This is a genomic window from Nocardioides sp. R-C-SC26 (assembly GCF_021246465.1).
Taxonomy (GTDB): Bacteria; Actinomycetota; Actinomycetes; order Propionibacteriales; family Nocardioidaceae; genus Nocardioides.
Map to the genome: position 1 here is coordinate 1 of NZ_JAHRHK010000101.1, position 305 is coordinate 305.

Sequence of the window (305 nt, forward strand, 5' to 3'; positions counted from 1 at the left end):
CGTCGAAGCCGGTGGCTTCGACGCCGAGCGTCGCGAGGTCGGACGCGACTGGCCCGCCGGCGCCGAGACGATGGTCGGTCTCAAGCGCCTGGCCAACGTGCGTCAGGTGCTCGAGAGCGTCATCGCCGACGGCGTGCCCGGCGACTTCATCGAGGCCGGCGCCTGGCGCGGCGGCACCTGCATCTACGCCCGCGCGATCCTCGCCGCACACGGCGCCCCCGACCGGACGGTCTGGGTCGCCGACTCCTTCGAGGGTCTGCCGGCCCCCGACGGTCGCTTCGAGGCCGACGCCGGCGACCAGCACC

1 protein-coding gene is annotated in these 305 nt (G+C 74.8%); it reads left to right on the forward strand.

Annotated features, from left to right (window positions below; genetic code table 11):
- The coding region (locus KSO97_RS17615; RefSeq protein WP_232682129.1) for a TylF/MycF family methyltransferase at positions 1–305 on the forward strand (305 nt) is incomplete at both ends.